Annotated in this window: 20 protein-coding genes and 3 pseudogenes; 14 read left to right on the top strand and 9 right to left on the bottom strand. The window is 66.4% G+C overall.

Going from position 1 to position 14,925, the window contains the following annotated elements; translation table 11 throughout:
- Window positions 1-89: 89 nt before the first annotated feature.
- A complete protein-coding gene (locus tag ACIA75_RS29150) occupies window positions 90-311 on the bottom strand; it encodes a hypothetical protein (RefSeq protein WP_397110322.1) in 222 nt (73 codons plus the stop codon).
- Between the two features lie 216 nt (window positions 312-527).
- Here ACIA75_RS29150 and ACIA75_RS29145 point away from each other — a divergent pair, with 216 nt between their 5' ends.
- The 4 genes and pseudogenes from ACIA75_RS29145 to ACIA75_RS29130 all read left to right on the top strand — a co-directional run bounded on the left by ACIA75_RS29145 (window position 528) and on the right by ACIA75_RS29130 (window position 2,826).
- Window positions 528-1,133, top strand: coding sequence for a TetR/AcrR family transcriptional regulator (locus tag ACIA75_RS29145; RefSeq protein ID WP_397109619.1), 606 nt, complete (start codon window positions 528-530; stop codon window positions 1,131-1,133).
- A gap of 116 nt (window positions 1,134-1,249) precedes the next feature.
- A pseudogene (locus tag ACIA75_RS29140) lies at window positions 1,250-1,408 on the top strand (dihydrofolate reductase); the annotation flags it as partial.
- 251 nt (window positions 1,409-1,659) lie between these two features.
- A complete protein-coding gene (locus ACIA75_RS29135) occupies window positions 1,660-2,223 on the top strand; it encodes a hemerythrin domain-containing protein (RefSeq protein ID WP_397109617.1) in 564 nt (187 codons plus the stop codon).
- 102 nt (window positions 2,224-2,325) lie between these two features.
- On the top strand, window positions 2,326-2,826 hold the full coding sequence (locus ACIA75_RS29130) for a polyketide cyclase (RefSeq protein ID WP_397109615.1): 501 nt from the start codon (window positions 2,326-2,328) through the stop codon (window positions 2,824-2,826).
- A gap of 49 nt (window positions 2,827-2,875) precedes the next feature.
- On the opposite strand, the gene ACIA75_RS29125 is transcribed toward ACIA75_RS29130, so the two are convergent.
- Entirely contained in the window at window positions 2,876-3,343 is a 468-nt protein-coding gene (locus tag ACIA75_RS29125; protein WP_397109613.1) for an SDR family NAD(P)-dependent oxidoreductase, read from the bottom strand.
- A 42-nt stretch (window positions 3,344-3,385) separates the two neighbouring features.
- Here ACIA75_RS29125 and ACIA75_RS29120 point away from each other — a divergent pair, with 42 nt between their 5' ends.
- From ACIA75_RS29120 to ACIA75_RS29110, 3 genes are all read left to right on the top strand, one after another.
- Complete coding sequence (locus tag ACIA75_RS29120) at window positions 3,386-3,559, top strand: hypothetical protein (RefSeq protein ID WP_397109611.1); 174 nt, start codon at window positions 3,386-3,388, stop codon at window positions 3,557-3,559.
- Between the two features lie 63 nt (window positions 3,560-3,622).
- Window positions 3,623-3,889 carry a hypothetical protein gene (locus ACIA75_RS29115; RefSeq protein ID WP_397109609.1) on the top strand — a complete coding sequence of 89 codons (267 nt, stop codon included), beginning with the start codon at window positions 3,623-3,625 and terminating at the stop codon, window positions 3,887-3,889.
- A gap of 11 nt (window positions 3,890-3,900) precedes the next feature.
- Window positions 3,901-4,278, top strand: a complete 378-nt coding sequence (locus tag ACIA75_RS29110) for a hypothetical protein (RefSeq protein WP_397109607.1) — start codon at window positions 3,901-3,903, stop codon at window positions 4,276-4,278.
- Between the two features lie 570 nt (window positions 4,279-4,848).
- Here the strand turns inward: ACIA75_RS29110 and ACIA75_RS29105 are convergent.
- From ACIA75_RS29105 to ACIA75_RS29090, 4 genes are all read right to left on the bottom strand, one after another.
- Entirely contained in the window at window positions 4,849-5,343 is a 495-nt protein-coding gene (locus tag ACIA75_RS29105) for a hypothetical protein (RefSeq protein ID WP_397109605.1), read from the bottom strand.
- A gap of 54 nt (window positions 5,344-5,397) precedes the next feature.
- Window positions 5,398-6,003: a hypothetical protein gene (locus tag ACIA75_RS29100; RefSeq protein ID WP_397109603.1), complete on the bottom strand. Its 606-nt coding sequence runs from the start codon at window positions 6,001-6,003 to the stop codon at window positions 5,398-5,400.
- A 155-nt stretch (window positions 6,004-6,158) separates the two neighbouring features.
- Window positions 6,159-6,362, bottom strand: a complete 204-nt coding sequence (locus ACIA75_RS29095; RefSeq protein WP_397109601.1) for a hypothetical protein — start codon at window positions 6,360-6,362, stop codon at window positions 6,159-6,161.
- A 130-nt stretch (window positions 6,363-6,492) separates the two neighbouring features.
- A complete protein-coding gene (locus tag ACIA75_RS29090; RefSeq protein ID WP_397109599.1) occupies window positions 6,493-7,722 on the bottom strand; it encodes a DUF1684 domain-containing protein in 1,230 nt (409 codons plus the stop codon).
- Between the two features lie 327 nt (window positions 7,723-8,049).
- Between ACIA75_RS29090 and ACIA75_RS29085 the strand changes: the two are divergent.
- Together ACIA75_RS29085 and ACIA75_RS29080 are read left to right on the top strand one after the other, a co-directional pair.
- A pseudogene (locus ACIA75_RS29085) lies at window positions 8,050-8,250 on the top strand (cupin domain-containing protein); the annotation flags it as partial.
- 46 nt (window positions 8,251-8,296) lie between these two features.
- Window positions 8,297-8,523 (top strand): annotated as a pseudogene (locus ACIA75_RS29080) (IS3 family transposase); the annotation flags it as partial.
- 89 nt (window positions 8,524-8,612) lie between these two features.
- Here ACIA75_RS29080 and ychF read toward each other — a convergent pair.
- Window positions 8,613-9,692, bottom strand: coding sequence for a redox-regulated ATPase YchF (gene ychF / locus ACIA75_RS29075; protein ID WP_397109597.1), 1,080 nt, complete (start codon window positions 9,690-9,692; stop codon window positions 8,613-8,615).
- Window positions 9,693-9,877: 185 nt separating this feature from the next.
- Between ychF and ACIA75_RS29070 the strand changes: the two genes are divergently transcribed.
- From ACIA75_RS29070 to ACIA75_RS29050, 5 genes are all read left to right on the top strand, one after another.
- Window positions 9,878-10,720: a helix-turn-helix domain-containing protein gene (locus ACIA75_RS29070; protein ID WP_397109594.1), complete on the top strand. Its 843-nt coding sequence runs from the start codon at window positions 9,878-9,880 to the stop codon at window positions 10,718-10,720.
- A gap of 4 nt (window positions 10,721-10,724) precedes the next feature.
- Window positions 10,725-11,153 carry a VOC family protein gene (locus tag ACIA75_RS29065; RefSeq protein WP_397109592.1) on the top strand — a complete coding sequence of 143 codons (429 nt, stop codon included), beginning with the start codon at window positions 10,725-10,727 and terminating at the stop codon, window positions 11,151-11,153.
- A 47-nt stretch (window positions 11,154-11,200) separates the two neighbouring features.
- On the top strand, window positions 11,201-12,289 hold the full coding sequence (locus tag ACIA75_RS29060) for a MerR family transcriptional regulator (RefSeq protein WP_397109590.1): 1,089 nt from the start codon (window positions 11,201-11,203) through the stop codon (window positions 12,287-12,289).
- A gap of 32 nt (window positions 12,290-12,321) precedes the next feature.
- Complete coding sequence (locus ACIA75_RS29055; protein ID WP_397110320.1) at window positions 12,322-12,807, top strand: hypothetical protein; 486 nt, start codon at window positions 12,322-12,324, stop codon at window positions 12,805-12,807.
- A gap of 131 nt (window positions 12,808-12,938) precedes the next feature.
- Entirely contained in the window at window positions 12,939-14,288 is a 1,350-nt protein-coding gene (locus ACIA75_RS29050) for a hypothetical protein (protein ID WP_397109588.1), read from the top strand.
- On the opposite strand, the gene ACIA75_RS29045 is transcribed toward ACIA75_RS29050, so the two are convergent.
- Window positions 14,188-14,640, bottom strand: a complete 453-nt coding sequence (locus ACIA75_RS29045; RefSeq protein WP_397109586.1) for a type II toxin-antitoxin system VapC family toxin — start codon at window positions 14,638-14,640, stop codon at window positions 14,188-14,190. The two genes, ACIA75_RS29050 and ACIA75_RS29045, sit on opposite strands and share 101 nt — an antisense overlap.
- Complete coding sequence (locus ACIA75_RS29040; RefSeq protein WP_397109584.1) at window positions 14,637-14,861, bottom strand: ribbon-helix-helix protein, CopG family; 225 nt, start codon at window positions 14,859-14,861, stop codon at window positions 14,637-14,639. Before ACIA75_RS29040 ends, ACIA75_RS29045 begins: the two co-directional genes overlap by 4 nt.
- Window positions 14,862-14,925: the final 64 nt, after the last annotated feature.

Here is a 14,925-nt window from a genome sequence, read left to right as displayed (position 1 = left end):
GAAGCGGAAGTCAGTCGAACCCTGCAGTCGAGCAACCTCCACAGCCGAGGTCGATCGCAGTTCGACATGACACCGGCCGGGCGATGACATCACGGAAGCGCTGCGAAGGCCTTCTTGGTGTCGCGATACCATCCCATCGCCTTCAACGGATGCCTCCAGCGTCCCTTCATCTCCTCATGGGCCGGTACATGGTCTTTGTCGCCACTGCGAGCGGCCTCGCGCAGGTGACGATCCTGCGCCTTGATGATCTCGTCGGCGGTCTCCGCACTCAGCTCGAGGTCGCACGGGCCACCCAGGTGTCTGCAGCTCATGGTCTTCACAGCGTTCTCCTCGTGGTTGCTCTATCTGTCGTTGCTCGGCATGCCCTGTGGTACCGGGCTTCTCCCGGCCGGTACCGATCTGTTCCCGGCGGGCCTGGGTGCGGTCGCAACCTTGCCGGTTATCGGCACGGATCGTGTCGATAATCGCATCTTGCGGCAATTCGGGAGGAATGTCAACGGCACGCACCGTGCCGGTATGGTCGGTATATGGCCGACTCGTCCACCACACCGCGACGCCGCGGCGCCGAACGCACCAGGGAGCTGCTCGAGGTCACCCTCGACCTGGCGGCGGAGGTCGGCTATCGGGGGCTGAGTGTCGAAGCCATCGCCGGGCGGGCCGGCGTGGGGAAACACACCATCTATCGGCGCTGGCCGTCCATCGCAGAGCTATTGCTCGACGCGCTCAGCGTCGTGTGGACCAGCGATCTGGACTACCACACGTCCGGGGCCGTCCGGGCGGATCTGCGAGAGCAGTTCGTGCGTTCCAGCCAAGCTCTCTCCTCCCCGCCCATCGGCCCCGTCTACCGGGCAGTCATCGCCGAAGCCCAGGCCGACCCCGCACTCAGGGCGACGTTGTACGAACGATTTCTGGCCACCGTGGAACAGCGGACCCTCGATCGGCTCACCCGAGCTCAGCGCGACGGCGAGCTGGTCGCCGACGCGGATCTGGAATACCCCGCCGAGGTGCTGTGTGGAACTCTCTACTACCGCTCACTGCTCACCTGCCGCCCCGTCGACGAGAACGCAATCGATGGACTCCTCGACATGTTCATGGCCGCATACGGAGTCCGCGAAGCGCGCGCTCGCGGCTGAGACCGAGTCCACGCAGACAGAGATTCCCACGGCTGATTCCTATCGGGCCCCGCCGATTCGCACTGCGCGTCCAGGGACGGTCACCTGACGCGGCCGGAGCCAACTGGGAGCGCATGTCAGGGCTCGTCGACAAATACCGGCTTTTCGTCTATCCGGCGGTGCAGGGGCGTGGCCGGCGGTTGTTCCCGGCGAACCTGGAGATCCCGCAGCCGGCCCACCTCGGATCGGCGTCTTTCAGCAACGGCGTCGTCCTGCTGACCTACGCGGCGGCGTGACCGTTCGGCGCCCCGCCGAACCCCGTGCGTGCCGCACCCGGCCGGAGCACGCAGCGAGACCGGTCACTTCCGATCGCCTTCGCCGCGGCCGGCGGTCCGGGCGACGACATGGCCGGCGACCGGTCGGTGGGTCGGCAGCGGAGCGGCTCGGTGGTGCGTTATCGTCGGCTCCCCGATGGAGCCGCCGGTTGCCCTGATAGAGAGCCTGCCCGGCGTCGGTACTGACCTGAACGCGGTATCAGGGAGGAATTGTGGACATTACCCAGCTGATCCTCGATGACCACCATGAGCAGCGGCGGCTGTTCGCGATCCTGGAGGAGGTCGATCGCAGGGATACCGGGGTGCTTTCCGCCATCTGGGGCAGGCTGGCGGCCTTTCTCGAACTGCATGCCCAGGCGGAGGAGGAGATCTTCTATCCCGCGCTGTTGCAGGTGGGTATCGCGGCCCGGCGGGCGGGCCCGGTGAAGGACGAGACCCTCGACGCCATCCACGACCACAACGAGATCAGAGACGCGGTCGCCGAGGTGGCGCGGCATCAGGTCGGCTCCGCGGACTGGTACGCGGCCGTCGCGGCGGCGAACACGGCCAACAGCGATCATATGGCCGAGGAAGAACGCGAGGGCCTCACCGATTTCCGCCGCTTGGCCGGGCTGCCGCGGCGCCATCAGCTGGCCGTCGCCTTCGCGGCGTACGAGGCGCGGAACTACGCGGGCGTCCGGTCCGTCGACAAGGATCCCGCCGGCTACGTGCGCGCGGCCGAGAAGAAAACGCGGGCCGACGGATCGCTGAGTGTCGGAACTCTGAAGCGGACTTGACCACGTGCGAATTCACCGATGAGTCCCGTCTCGCCGTGTCGTCTCCATGGTGGGAACATCCCACGCCGGGCTTGTGGGACCCGGGATGACCAGGAGGGCACCGTGGCCGAAGAAAACGTGAGCGCCACCCTGATTTTCGCCGTACCCGCCACCAGGGTGTTCGTGGTGCTGGCGGACCCGGCGACTCATTCCGCGATCGACGGCACCGGGTGGGTCCAGGAAGCTGTCGACCTCCCGCCGCTAACCGAGGTGGGACAGATTTTCCGGATGGACATGTATCACCCCAACCATCCCAACGGTCGCTACCAGGTGGCGAACAAGGTTCAGGTGTTCGACCCGCCGCGCACCATCAGCTGGCTGACCGGGGAAGAGAAGGACGACGGCCGCCTGGAGTTCGGCGGCTGGTTCTGGCGGTACGACCTGACGCCGCTAGGTCCGTCCGAGACCGAGGTCACGCTCACGTACGACTGGTCGGCGGTACCGCCGTACATCCGCGAATACCTCCACTTCCCGCCGTTCGCCCCCGAACATCTCACCAATTCACTGCACCACCTGGCCGAACTCGCCGGACGGACGTCCCCCGCCGCACAGTCCCGCGGGTAGCTGCCGAACGGGGCGACGTGCCCGTCACGAACCTTTCAGCGCCGAGCGCTCATGCCGCCCGCCGCCGGCCCGGGTCCGACAACCGGTCCATCAGCACGACCGCGGTGCGCCGGCTCACCAGCTTGCTCATCGCCGCGGCGAGCCGATTGCCCACTCCATCGACGACGCTCGGCCCCGGCGATCGGCGGTCGAGATGCGTCAGCGCCGTCGCCACCACCTCGGCCGCCGATCGCATCCGGGCGCCCGCGGTAGCGTCGTCGGTGCCGACGACCGTATTGAACTCGGTGTCCGTCGCCCCCGGTGACAACGCGAAAACCGTGACACCACGACCGCGCAGTTCCGACCACAGGGCCTCGGTGAAGTTGAGCACGAACGCCTTCGACGCGCCGTAGACCGCCATGCGCGGCGTCGGCGCATAGGCGGCCATGCCGGCGACGTTGATCAGGAACCCGTTGCCCGCCGCGAGCAGATCCGGCAGGAACGCGGACGTGAGCTGTACGGGCGCGGACACGTCCACGGCGATCTCCCGCGCGAGCCGTTCGGGGTCCTCGTCACCGAAGTGGCCGAAGCACGGATCGACGGGCCCGCCGAACGGACAATGCTGCGCGCCACCGCAATCGTCGCAGCAGCACTCTCCTGCCTCGATACGGCTTCGGAAGCATGGATCGAATCGGACGGCGCCGACGACCTCGCCGAACTGTACGACGAGGCAGTGGCGGCGGTGCGCGGATAGGTTCGATACTCGGAGCGCACCGACCGAGCTCCCACGTTCACCATACTGCGCTATGGTGAACATATGGCGACCAAGAAGGTGACTATCACCCTCGACGAATCCCTGGTCGAGGCGCTGGCCGGAGCTGCCGAGGAAGAAGGCATCCCGCTTTCCCGGCTCGTTGCCGGAGCCGCCGAACGGGAGCTGCGGTGGCGAGCCGGGCGGGCAGTAGTCCAAGAATGGCAGGCCGAGCACGGCGCCTTCACTCCGGAGGAGCTCGCCGACGCCCGCGCAGACCTCGCTGCCGCCGACGCCGAGTACCTCAACCGCTCGGGGACCTCGGCTGCGTGAACATCCCCTATTTGTACGACGCCGGCGCACTGATCGCCATCGACAACAACGACCGGCGCATGTGGGCCCGCCACAACCTGGCGCTCGAAGACGGACGAGAAATCCACGTTCCCTCCGTCGTCGTCAGCCAGGCGTGGCGGGACTCCCGCCGCCAGGTCCGGCTCGGCAAGTTCCTCGCCGGATGCCATGTCGTACCGATCGGCCTCGAAACAGCCAAAGCCACAGGCATTCTCTGTGGCAAGGCAAGTACCGCGGATGTCGTCGATGCGACCGTCGTCGTCATGGCCGCGAGTCTCGGTGCCATCATCTGGACCTCCGACCCGGACGACATCCGCGCCCTCATCGACGCCCAGAACATCAAGCCTGCCCCCGTCATCCGCACGGTCTGACCGCCGCGATTCCGCACCCTTCCTGGCGAGCGAACCTGCCATGATCGTAGGCGTCGCGCCGGCAAACGAAGTCATGCAGCGTTATCGATATTCGGTAGAACTCTCCTACGCTTCATCGTCGACCGGCCGGTGCACCGCCCTCCTGTCCGCCCGAGGACGCGCCAGCAACTCCGGGAGCCGGGCAACGTCTTCGGAGCTTGCGAGGCCTCCGTCTATGCTCACGAGAGCGAGGAGCTGAACCGAGCCGCCGGCGCGTGCTGCCGCCTCCAACTTGTGGTGACCGTCCAGCAAAAAGTGGCTGAGCCCCCAATGGACGTAATAGTCCGTCGACTCGTTATCCATCGCGGGCTGACACACATCCAATGTCGAAAGCGCGACGGCCGTCGGCGTCACACCGTCCCGAATCAGGTCGAGGTAGTGCCGAACCCGCTCGGGGTCCGACGGCCTTCGAAGCCGTGTCACCCTGGTGAAAGGTCCACGCGCGCGGGCCTCTTTCGGGCCGGCGGCGGATTCGGCATCGCGCTCGAGGAGTCACGATCAGTACGATCGCCGCAGCGTTACCGCCGGACCTCAGGCCCGGACAGCGGCGAACTCTCGACCGGAGACTGCGCCGGGATCTGCGATCATCACGCGGGCCTCGCGAGCGGCGAGCGTAACGCCGTTCGGCGACTCGAAGCCTGCGTCACGAAAGGCGCGCTGATGGCGACTGATCGACATTCTCAGGATGACGCCGGTGCTCATCGACGCGAGAACGACGAAAATGAGCGATCCGAGCGCCAGGAAGCCGGTGTCGATCCCGATCCAGGGCAGCACGATCCCGAGCACGAATCCGGCGCAGGCGGCGTAGAACAGGTAGAGGAAGACCTTCGACAGCCGGTTACCGGAGGCGCTGGAACGCTGTAGGCGATCCTCCAACGTATCGATCTCCTCGATCGTCGGCGTCCGCGTGGTCGCGTACTGCTGGAACAACTGTTCGTGTTCCGCGTTGCCCCGAGACCGCTGCTTGATCACTGTTCCGTCGGCGGCAATGTGCCACTGGATGGTCCAAAGTTTCGCCACTGCCATTCCGTGCACCCTACTTCGTCCCGCTCCCGGACGTTTCTCCGTGCCGGAAGCCGATTACGCCGGTGTGTGCAGGCCGGGCTCGGGCCGGCCGATGGATTCCAGGAGTTCGTCGTCGGTTCGAGGAGTTCGGGTTCGCCCTCGACGTCCAGGATCAGCGGCCTTCGCCGCTCGGGCGACGCCCGGGGCGTCGATCAATGCCCGCGCCTCGGTATCCCCGAGGACCTCGGGCACCGAGGACTCGAACCCACCATCGAGGTGGATTCGCTCGAAACGGCTGCGCATCACGGCCGGCAGGAGTACCACGCCGAGGATACCGACGACGACCAGCGGGATGAATAGGGCGAGCAGCACGGTCACCACCGTGCTGCCGAGACCGAGCCGGGGAAGGACGAGCCACGCGAGCACGACGCCCACCACGAAAACCGGGACGCGGAGCACCGTGGTGAGCCGGTCGAAAAAGGCGTTGGACCGAGCAAGGTTCTCGTCCAAGGCGTACAGTTCCGAAAGTTCCAGTCGCCGGGTAACGGTGTAGCGCAGGTACTTCAGACCTGACGGTGGATCGCGCTGCGGGTTCGAGTGGTCCAGCGCCTTCGGGTACGACTTGATCACCGAGCCGTCGGCAGCGATATGCCACCGACTCTGCAAAGTCCGATCATTCATCGGGCTCGTCCTCCACCATCAGATATGTTCCCCTGTCGGAACTCGACCCTATCGAGTGCGCTCGCCCAAGGCTGCTTCTGCTTCTTCACCCTTCGCGCCTCGGTGTCGCGATCAAAGATGTTCCGAACTCGACCGAGTTCGGTGACGAATAACCATCACGAAAGCCCCTCAGCCGGCACACCGGTCCGGACTGCTTCGACGAAGCTCGCAGGCGGTAGATAGGCGTGCGCATCGATGTAGTGCACGATCAACACCGGCGCCGCGTAAGTGGCGCCGACCGCGGCGGTGATCCAAACTTCGCCGTTACCTCGGGCCACGTCGGGCGTCTCGTACAAGTTGATATCAGTGGGTCGCCGCACGTCGGTGTAGCTGCGCTGAGGACTTCGGGTACCGCATGGTGTCGCCCGCCGCCGCGAGGACAGGGGCTGACAGAGATTCGGCACCTGGGCGACGGTCGTGCCCAGGTGCCGAAGGTCCCGCAGCGTTGGATCAGCTCGCGCTGCCTTCGTTGGGCGGCGTCATGTTCGCGTACTCCTCGATGCGGTCGATGAGACCGTCCTGGAAACCGAAGTACATCGCCACGGGCAACTCGGTGCCGGCCCCGTCGGGCATGTTGACATGCAGCACGTGCTGCTGGAGCACCTGGTCGGGCTTCTGGAACTGGCGGGTGATCTCGTACCGCAACGCGACGACACCCCCGCCGCTCGACATCTGCTCGAGCTGCTCGAGGTTCTCCTCGATCGTCTGCTCGCCCTTGCCGTCGTTGTGCCAGACAGTGGCCGTGTCCGTGCACATCGCTCGCATGCTCGCGAAGTCGAAGTGCTCCAGATGCCGCAGGTACTGGACCGCCTTCTCGATCAATTCCGGTTCCATGATTTCGTCCTGTCCTCTGTCGTCGGGCTCTGTCACCGTGCTCCTGCTCGTTCCGTCGAGAACGAGTGCACGTTCCCCGGCGTCAACGACAACCGGAAGATGGTTCGCATCAAGCGGAATCGGGCACGGAAACGCCGTGGAGAACACATGGTGGGGCAGGATCACCTGGTTGAAGTCGACCCGCAGGTTGCTGCCCTCGTCCGGGGGGAGGATCAGCCATCGACCGATCTCGGGTGTGTCGGTGCCACTGCTGGGATCGGTGAAGACCGCCAGACGCAGGCCTGGGACGGATTCCAGCACCACCAGGGCGTACTCCCGGCCGCCGAGCTCGACGACCAGGTCTCCCGGGGCGGAGACGGTCTCCTTGCTCCGAGGACTGGTCAGACGCCCTACTTCGATGGTACGGCCTGGCATTGGCCGGTACTCGGCGTCGACGACCCACTTCGGATCGTAGGGATAGCTCACGATATCGCGCAGCCTCGTGAGAACAGGTGCGGAAGGATCCCAGACGACCATGCCGTAGGTTCCGCCCCGTCCCTGTACGAAACATACCCGCCCGTCAGCAAGCTCCACCTGACTCCCGGATTCGACTTCCACCGCACCGGTCACCGGCCGCCCGCTGATCGACGCTCCGTCCGCGGCGGTGACGGTGAGGGTCAAGACCTCCGAGGCACTCACCTCCCATCGACCGGGCAAGCCCGGCACCCCCGGTTCGGGATGCGAGACCATGGCCAGCTGGACGGTGCCCGCCTTGCCGCCCGGGCCGGCAACCTCCTCCCAACGGTTCTTCCGCCAGGTCGCGTACTCCACCGGCACACCTGGGTTGCCAGAGTCCTCAGTAGACATAGATCCTCCTGTTCCGGTTGACACCCGAAACGAGCGCCCTTCAGGTGCCACACTGCAACGGCAGCACAGCTCTTGGCAAAAACTTTTGCCGTTCTGGCAAACTAGCTGCCATGAACACCGAGAAGGGCGAGGGCCTCGACGCCGTCGGACCCCGGCGATGCTCCAGCCACCGGTAACCCACGTGTTCACCTGCGCCCTATCTACGGCAAGGGAGGCAGACGGTCCTGCCGTTGACCGGCGCCCCGGCGGTATCCAGGGCTACAAGTTCCCCCCGGAAGCCGCGGCTCGGATCAGCCCGTCCTCGAGACCCACGAGGGGTACGAATGGGCTTACGTCCTCAACGGACAGTTACGGCTCGTGCTCGGCGAACGCGACATGGTCCTCTCGCCCGGTGAAGCCGCCGAGTTCGACACCCGCACACCACACTGGTTCGGCGCCGCAACCACCCGGCCCGTGGAGTACCTCTGCCTCATCGGTCGGCAGGGCGAGCGCGCACACGTCCGCGTCCGCACCACTCCCAGGCAGTGAACGAGCCCTCCGGCCAGGAACCCGCAGCCGGCACCCAGTGACGTTCAAGGTCGGTGCCGCCGGTGACAACGCCGCCATGGAGTCATTCTTCGCCCTGCTCCAGAAGAACGTCCTGGACCGCAAGCAATGGCGGACCAGAGAAGAGCTGCGGACCAGGATCATCACCTGGATCGAACGCACCTACCACCGCAGACGCCGGCAGGCCCGCCTGGGCAGATCGACCCCATCGAATACGAGACCAGCATGAACCAGCCCGTCAGCCTGGCGGCCTGACCCCAGCTGACACCTCATCGCGCATCAGTCCCAGCCAGAGTTCGACCACTCTGGGTCGCACGATCACAAATCCGCTCCGACCTGGGCTTCTATACATTAAACCGGAACTCGACTACGTCGCCGTCGGTCATGACGTAGTCCTTGCCTTCCATCCGTACCTTGCCCGCCGCCTTCGCCGCGGCCATGGACCCGGCCTCGACCAGATCGTCGAACGCAACAACCTCGGCCTTGATGAAGCCCCGCTCGAAATCGGTGTGGATGACACCGGCGGCCTTCGGGGCGGTGTCGCCCTGGTGGATGGTCCAGGCGCGGGCCTCTTTCGGGCCGGCGGTGAGGTAGGTCTGGAGGCCCAAGGTGTGGAAGCCGGCGCGGGCCAGAGCGTGCAGGCCGGGTTCGGATTGGCCGATGGATTCCAGGAGTTCGGCGGCGGATTCGTCGTCGAGTTCGAGGAGCTCGGATTCGACCTTGGCGTCCAGGAACACCGAATCTGCCGGGGCCACAGAAGCTTTCAGCTCGGCGACCTTGGCTTCGTCGGTGAGCACCGATTCGTCGGCGTTGAAGACGTACAGGAACGGTTTGGTGGTGAGCAGCGACAGTTCCTTCAAGAGCTCACCGTCGATCTCCTTCGCCGCGTGGAACAGAGTGCGCCCGCCGTTGAGGATTTCCTGGGCCTGCTTCGCGGCGTCCGCGTAGGGCTTGCGGTCCTTCTTGACCTTGGCTTCCTTCTCCAGGCGGACGACCGCCTTCTCGAGGGTCTGCAGGTCGGCGAGGATCAACTCGGTTTCGATGACCTCGATATCGGAGGACGGGTTCACCTCGCCGTCGACGTGGACCACATCGTCGTCGGCGAAGACCCGGACCACCTGGCAGATGGCGTCGGCTTCGCGGATGTTGGCGAGGAACTTGTTGCCGAGGCCGGCACCCTCGGAGGCGCCCTTCACAATGCCCGCGATATCGACGAAGGAGACCGTGGCGGGGACGATGCGGGCGGAGTCGAAGATCCCGGCGAGCGTGTCCAGGCGCGGGTCGGGCAGCGGGACCACCCCGACGTTGGGCTCGATGGTCGCGAAGGGATAGTTCGCGGCGAGCACGTCGTTGCGGGTCAGCGCGTTGAACAGCGTCGATTTTCCGACGTTGGGCAGGCCGACGATTCCGAGGGTGAGACTCACGAGGACTGGAGTCTACGCGGGAGAGCGTCCGGGTCGACGGTCGGCCGTGCGTGGCGCGGGAGCCAGGCGCGCAGGCTCGCGGCGAAGGCAACCTACTTCAGACGGTCACCGGGGACAAAGCCGAGTGCCCATCGGGGTTGGTTCAGCCTCGGCGATGTGCTCTGGACCGGCGTAGCGTGACGGATATGGAGCCGACCTCTGAGGTGGTGACGGCCCACCCGGCCCCGGCCCTGGCCACTTTCATCGATGGATACATCGGCTACCGGATGATCGGGTTCGAGGCGGGCCTGCATCGAGGGCTGCCGTCACGGCATATGACATTCATCGTGGCCATCGGGCCCGTGATCGACGTGATCAGCCAGACCGACGCCCGCCAATCCCCGGACAACTACCGCTGCGTGCTCGGCGGCCTACAGGACACCCCAGCGATGATCGCGCACGACGGCACTCAGGAGGGTGTCGCCGTCAAACTCACGCCGATGGGTTGCCGGGCGCTGTTCGGACTACCGGCGGCGGAGCTGTGGAGTACGTCGATCGAATTCGCCGATTTCATCGGCGCACCGGGGCGGCAACTGTGGGAGGAGCTACAGGAGTATTCGGGCTGGCCACAGCGGTTCGCGGCCTGCGATCGCGTGCTGACCCGGCTGCTGGTCCCGGAACGGACAGTGAGCCCGGAGCTGTCCTGGGCATGGCGGGCGGTGGCGCGGTCACACGGGACGGTGGGCGTCGAACCGCTGGCCGAGCGGATCGGGTGGAGCCGGCAGTACCTCACCAAACGGTTCAGCAGCGAGTTCGGGTTGAGCCCGAAGGTGGCAGGGCGGATAGCGCGATTCGAGCGGGCCAAGCAGATGCTGCTGAACACCCCGTCGTTCGTTTCGATCGCGCAGGTGGCTGCCGCCTGCGGGTACTACGACCAACCACATCTCAACCGCGAGTTCGCCCGCCTGGCCGGTTGTAGTCCGACCCAGTGGCTGGCCGAGGAGATTCCATCCGTCCAAGACCCGGAGCTCGCCGGAGAGCGAGGCTGAAACCATGACCGCAACAGATAAAACCACCACGACAACCACATCCGCCCCGACCGTCTGGCCGTGTCTGGCATTCCGGGACGCCCGCGGCACCGCGGACTTCCTGGTCCGGGCCTTCGGGTTCGAACTGACCGCGATGTACGCCCGGGACGACGATCCGTCGGTGATCGAACACGCCGAACTGCGCTGGCCCGAAGGCGGCGGAATCATGTTCGGCACCGCCGGCAAAGGCGGCGGCCTGCCGGACCGGCGTACACCGGGCACCGAATCCGTGTACGTCGTCTGCACCGACCCGGACGCCCTCTACGAGCGGGCCACGGCCGCCGGCGCGGAGACGATCGCCGGGCTGAAGGACGAGGACTACGGATCGCGCGGGTTCACCGTCGCCGACCCGGAAGGCAACTACTGGAGTTTCGGGACCTACCGGGGCCAGTGAGAATGCCGGCTTGACCTTAAGGTTCCTCGAAGCCCGATGATGGGCGGGTGCCCGAATCCGACCTGATCACCATCGGTGCGTTCGCCCGCTCCTGCGGGATCACCGCCAGCGCGCTGCGCTTCTACGACGACTCCGGTCTGCTCGCGCCGGCCGGGGTCGACGAGGCCACCGGCTACCGCTACTACGCCCCCGCCCAGGTGTCTCGGGCGGTGACGATCCGCCGGTTGCGAGATATCGATATGCCGCTGGACGGTATCGCCCGGGTACTCGCCGCCGACCCGCATGATGCGGCCCAGCTGATCGACAACCATGTGACGCGGCTGGTCGAACGTACCCAGCAGGCGCGACGGACCGCCGAGACCGTCAAGGCCGCCCTGGGCGAACCCTCCGGATGGCTCGTGGCGACGGTGCGCGGGCCGGTGCTCGCGGCGGCGGTCGAACAGATACTCGCCGCCACCGGCACCGACCCCGACCTGCCGGTATTGGCCGGGGTCCGGCTCGAGGCGACCGCCGAATCGCTGACTCTCACCGCCACCGACCGGTACCGGTTGTCCACCCGGACGGTGGTGCCCGAACAGGCCGGAACGTCCGAATGGACGGCGACCGTGGACGGCGCCGATCTGAGCGCTGCGCTCCAGGAGATCCGCCGGGCCCACCTCGTGGATCTCGAAGCCGGCGAGCACAGCATCCGATTCCGTTCGGCCGACGGGGACGTGCGCATCTGCCGGACGCTGACCGAACCCTTCCCCGATCACCGCTCGCTGCTGGCCTCGCTACCCGCGGCGCGCACGCACGCGGTGATGTCGAAACACGAACTGATGCGCACGCTGGAACAGCAGCGGGCACGCTATCTACGGCTCACAGTCACGCCGGGCTCACTCTCGGTCTCGGGTACTGCGGATGAACCCGGCACCGACCTGTCCGCACTGGTCACCGGACCACCCATCGACCTCGTCTTCGGTTTCACCATCCTGCATCCGGCCGTGGCGACCGCTATCGGACCCGATGTGCGGCTGGATATCAGCGGCCCGCAGGACCCGATGGTCGTGCGGTCCGCGGACAACGGCGACCTCACCACCCTGGCTATGCCGGCCGACCCATCAGTTATCGACGCAGAGAACGGGACCCCGAATTGACCTCCACCGAACGGCTGTCCCCCGACGCCACCATGAACGCGATCACCGAGGCCGTCACGCTCGGCCGATCCGGCGATATCGCGACCGCCCGTGCCCGGCTGCTGAAGATCTGGGCCGAAATCGGAGCCCTCGGCGACCCACTGCACCGCTGCACCCTCGCCCACTACCTGGCCGACCTCTACGACGACCCCGCCCAAGCCCTGACCTGGGATATCCGCGCTCTCGACGCCGCCGACGCCCTCAGCGACACTCGCGTCCAGCAGCACCACTCGAGCCTCCAGGTCGCGGGCTTCTATCCCTCGCTGCACCTCAACCTGGCAGACAATTACCGGCAGCTGGGGTCGTGGGCCGCCGCCGCCGAACAGCTCACCGCCGCGCGGAAACACCTGCACGCCCTACCCGACGACACCTACGGCGCGATGATCCGCACAGCGCTCGACGAGGTTGCCGACGCGATCGACCGGCAATCCACCGAGCGCCGCCCGAGCGCGCCGGGGCCGACTGTTTCCGAAGGGTGACACCATTCCGGATGCGTCGTGGTGTGCGACTCGCTCGGGCTGATTTCATTGCCCGGCGACGAGTTCGGCCGCCGGACCGGTATCGAATCCATCGGCGGGCGGCCGGCTACCGATTTATCTAGGGTCGGTATGTGTACTCCTTCCGGGCCGCCGCGAGGGCGAGCTATATCGCCGGCGCGGCCGTGCTCACGCTGCTGCTCCTCGTCCCGCAGGTCCGGCTGTATCGAGACGAGCAGCCACGCACGGACGTGATCGCCCAATTACATTTTCTCCGTTCGGAACTGGGATCGGGGCTCGGCTCGCGGATGCAGGACATGTTCCCGGAGGGATTTTTCTTCTCGCACGCCCTGTACGGGTTGGCGTGGACCGATATCGCGCGCGGTGACGCCACGTATCGGGACGAGGCCCTCCGCGAAGCACGCTGGGCGCTGGATCGATTGGAATCCGCCTCGGGGCGAGAGGTTTTCGACGCGGACCTGCGCCCCGCGTACGGGGTCTTCTACACCGGCTGGTCGAGCCGGTTGCGCGGGGCCGTGATCGAACTCGCCGGGGCCGGTGCACCGGAGACGGCGCGGTTCATCGCGGATTGCGAGGCACTGGCGGCCGCGTTCCGTACAGGCGGGCCGTTCCTTCCGGCGTATCCGGCTCAGGCCTGGCCGGTCGACAGCGTTGTCGCGGTGGCCGCGCTGAAATTGCACGATCGGCTTCTCGGCGCACATTTCGAACCGGTTATCACCGAATGGCTGATATCGGCTCGCGCGCAGCTCGACCCGGCGACGGGTCTGCTGCCGCATCTGGCGAAACCCTCGACGGAAGGTGCGCGCGGCTCGTCGCAATCGCTGATCCAGCGGTTCCTGCCCGAAATAGATCCCGTATGGGCGGAGCAGCAGTACAGCGAATTCCGCCGGCAGTTCGTCGATACCCCGCTCGGCCTGACGGGGGTGCGGGAGTATCCGCACGGCCGCGACGGTGCGGGTGATGTGGACTCCGGACCACTTCTGCTCGGTGTCAGCGCCTCGGCCACAGTTGTCGCCCTCGGTGCGGCTCGGGTGCACGGTGACCGATCACTCGCCGATCCGCTCACCGGCCTCGGCGAAGGTCTCGGTGTACCGATCCGGCTGGGAGATTCCAAACGCTACGCCTTCGGCGTTCTCCCCATCGGCGATGCCTTCCTGGCCTGGTCCTTCGCCGCGCCGAGCGCCACCACCGGACCATCGTTCCCACCGGTCGCCCCGTGGTGGTGGCGGGTTCCCTGGCACCTGCTCGCCCTGATCATCCTGTCCGTTGCCTGGTTTCCGGTATTCCGCGCACTTGTCCGGCGAGTACGCCCGGGTCAGTGCCCCACCCGGAACCACCTGCCAGCTGGTTCCGGCAAATCTGTTACCGCTTCACGCCTTGGTCCAGATCGTCGGGCAGGAGCCGGAAGGCGGCGTATCCGGTCAGCGGCCGCAGCGCGCGGAAGTCACGGCGGTCGAGTGTAAGGACCGCATCGGTATCGAATTCGTCCGCCAGACAAACACACATGGCATCGACCAGATCGAGGTTCATGGTGGCGTAACGAGACCGGACCTCGACGGCTGTACGGATGGTGCGCGCATCGACCTCCGGAAGTACAAAGCGACTCGACGCCACCCGGTCGGCCACCAGTCGCAAAATACCGTCCGCGGCCCGGCGATCAGCTCGGACACTGGCCACATGGTGCACCTCGGTCAGCGCCAGCGGGCTCACCACGATCGCGCTCGCCGCGTCGGCGGCTCGGCGCGCGGCGAAATGTTCAGGATCGGAGCGATTGAACAACGCCAGCAGACCGGAGGTGTCGGCTACAGCGATCACGCCGACTTGTTCATGGCGTCATGGATATCGTCCTTACCGATCGGCCCACCGAGATCGAACGTTTCCTCATCGGTCAGCAGGGGCGTGTCCCATCGGCGGTGGCGCAGCAGGTAGGCGCGCACCGCGTCGCGAGTGATCTCATGTTTGGAGCGCCCCTCGGCTTCGGCCTGCGCATTCAGCGCATGCTCTTCACCGTCCGGCAGACGCATCGTCCAGGCCATACCCGCATGATACCAAGATAGATACCATACTGGCTCCCAACTGCCGGCCGCCGCGGCGTCCCCC

The organism is Nocardia sp. NPDC051750 (assembly GCF_044453135.1).
GTDB lineage: Bacteria > Actinomycetota > Actinomycetes > Mycobacteriales > Mycobacteriaceae > Nocardia.
This window is presented reverse-complemented; position numbering and strand designations above follow the sequence as displayed.